Genomic DNA, 2,657 nt, shown 5'->3' on the forward strand with positions numbered 1-2,657 from the left:
ATCAGTATCAGAGGCTTTGACTGACCCACCGCTTTCGCGAGCAAGCCCGTTCCCACATTCGTGTCCCGCGCATTCTGGAGTTTTGTGTGTCGAAACTATTCGCTGCACAAAATTTTCACATCTTTTCCAAGACAATTCGCCGGTTTTATGGCTTTGCCAAGGCTCTAACTTAAGGGCCATTAACGGCAGGGCGGTGGCGCACGTTCAGTAATTAATAGCGTTGATGCCATTGATCGGGCACCATTTGCGCCACCGCGTTAACCGCCTACCCCAGCCTGCCTGGGCGAGGGACGGACGCCACTGCATTATTTCGTAACTTAAACTTCCAATGGGTCCTGAAACGACATGGCAAACCCGGACGCCCTGAGTCAGCAGCGAGCTTCTAATCGCCTGCTGCAACCGACCGTCAAATCCCATCTGGCGTACACACTGCTCTGCGCACTGGTCATGATGGTGATGTTCTCCCTGCTGCGCCTGGCGCTGCTGGTCTACAACCGCGAGATGATCCTCGACACGCCAGCCTCGACTTTCCTGGAAGCGTTCGCCAACGGCCTGCGCCTGGATATTCGCCTGGTGATGTACGTGCTGGTCCCGCTGCTGCTGGCCTTGTTCAGCGTGCGGGCCATGGCGGCGCGGGGTTTCTTCCGCTTGTGGCTGACCGTCGCGTCCAGCATCGCGCTGTTTTTGGGCCTGATGGAAATGGACTTCTACCGCGAGTTCCACCAGCGCCTCAACGGCCTGGTCTTCCAGTATGTAAAGGAAGACCCGAAAACCGTGATGAGCATGCTCTGGTACGGTTTCCCGGTGGTGCGTTACCTGCTGGCCTGGGCCGTGGGCACGCTGATCCTGAGCATCGCCTTTAAAGGCGCCGACCGTGCGACGCGCCCACGTGGCCCGTTCAGCGGCGGCAGCATCGGCACCCGCCAGGTGGCGCCGTGGTACACCCGCATCGCGGTGTTCGCGGTCTGCCTGCTGATCGCCGTGGTCGCCATCCGTGGCACCCTGCGCCAGGGCCCGCCGCTGCGTTGGGGTGATGTCTACACCACCGATTCGAACTTCGCCAACCAGTTGGGCTTGAACGGCACCTTGTCGCTGATCGCGGCGGCCAAGTCGCGCTTTTCCGAAGAGCGTTCCAACATCTGGAAAGCCACCCTGGACCAACCGCTGGCCACCCAGACCGTGCGTGACATGCTGGTGTTGCCGCAGGAAAAACTGGTCGATACCGACACCGCCGCCGTGCGCCGTGACTACACGCCACCCGCCGAGAAAACCCTGCCGATCAAGAACGTCGTCGTCATTTTGATGGAAAGCTTTGCCGGTCACTCGGTCGGCGCATTGGGTCGCCCGGGCAACATCACGCCGTACTTCGACAAGTTGTCCAAGGAAGGCCTGCTGTTCGACCGCTTCTTCTCCAACGGCACCCACACCCACCAGGGTATGTTTGCCACCATGGCCTGCTTCCCGAACCTGCCGGGTTTTGAATACCTGATGCAGACCCCGGAAGGCAGCCACAAGCTGTCGGGCCTGCCGCAGTTGCTCAGCGCGCGCAAGTTTGACGACGTGTATGTCTACAACGGCGACTTCGCCTGGGACAACCAGTCGGGCTTCTTCAGCAACCAGGGCATGACCAACTTCATCGGGCGCAACGACTTCGTCAACCCGGTGTTCTCCGACCCGACATGGGGCGTGTCCGACCAGGACATGTTCACCCGTGGTCTGGAAGAGTTGAAGGCCCGCGAAGGTGGCAAGCCGTTCTATGCCTTGCTGCAAACCCTGTCCAACCACACGCCGTATGCGTTGCCGACGCCACTGCCGGTCGAGAAAGTCACCGACCGTGGCAGCCTAAACGAGCATTTGACGGCCATGCGTTACTCCGACTGGGCGCTGGGCCAGTTCTTTGAAAAGGCCCGTAAAGAGCCGTACTTCAAGGAAACCCTGTTCGTGATCGTGGGCGACCACGGCTTCGGCAACGAGCAGCAGATCACCGAAATGGACCTGGGCCGCTTCAACGTGCCGATGCTGATGATTGCGCCGGGCATGCAGGAAAAATTCGGCGAGCGTGACCACACCGTGGGCACCCAGATCGACATCGTGCCGACCATCATGGGCCGTTTGGGCGGCGACACCCTGCACCAGTGCTGGGGTCGCGACCTGCTGAACCTGCCGGAAGGCGACAAAGGCTTTGGCGTGATCAAGCCGTCTGGCAGCGACCAGACCGTGGCTTTGGTCACTGCAGACCGCATTCTGGTTCTGCCCAAGGAAATGCCGCCGAAGCTGTGGGAATACGAGCTGGGCGCCGAGCCCACCGGCAAAGTGATTCCTGAATCGCCGGATGAAGCGGTGCTCAAGCAGAAACTTGAATCGTTCCTGCAGACCGCGACCAAGAGCCTGTTGGATAACACTGCGGGTGTTATCGACGGCAAGCCAGACTAAATAAGCGGCAATAAAAAAGAGGCCTCAATGAGGCCTCTTTTTTTATCCGGTGTTTATATCCGGCCGAGCAACAGCAGTACCACCAGTACTACCAATACGACGCCTAGAATACCCGATGGGCCATAGCCCCAATTACGTGAGTGCGGAAATACTGGCAAACCGCCTACCAGCAGCAGGATCAGGATAATGATCAGAATGAGGCTCATGGTTTCTTCCTTATAGGC

The 2,657-nt window shown here is 59.1% G+C and carries 2 protein-coding genes; one reads left to right on the forward strand and one right to left on the reverse strand.

All coding sequences use genetic code 11. From position 1 onward, the window contains the following. The first annotated feature begins 345 nt into the window (after nt 1-345). On the forward strand, nt 346-2,433 hold the full coding sequence (locus WBB95_RS09980) for an LTA synthase family protein (RefSeq protein WP_424487430.1): 2,088 nt from the start codon (nt 346-348) through the stop codon (nt 2,431-2,433). Nucleotides 2,434-2,486: 53 nt separating this feature from the next. On the opposite strand, the gene WBB95_RS09985 is transcribed toward WBB95_RS09980, so the two are convergent. Then, a complete protein-coding gene (locus WBB95_RS09985; RefSeq protein ID WP_003236711.1) occupies nt 2,487-2,639 on the reverse strand; it encodes a DUF3309 family protein in 153 nt (50 codons plus the stop codon). Nucleotides 2,640-2,657: the final 18 nt, after the last annotated feature.

Origin of the sequence: Pseudomonas sp., assembly GCF_049645325.1 — a bacterium.
Lineage (GTDB): Bacteria > Pseudomonadota > Gammaproteobacteria > Pseudomonadales > Pseudomonadaceae > Aquipseudomonas.

What these genes read in the sequence shown, in the direction of transcription:
- WBB95_RS09985 (WP_003236711.1), bottom strand. Translation starts at nt 2,639, where the DNA reads ATGAGCCTCATTCTGATCATTATCCTGATCCTGCTGCTGGTAGGCGGT.
- WBB95_RS09980 (WP_424487430.1), top strand. Translation starts at nt 346, where the DNA reads ATGGCAAACCCGGACGCCCTGAGTCAGCAGCGAGCTTCTAATCGCCTG.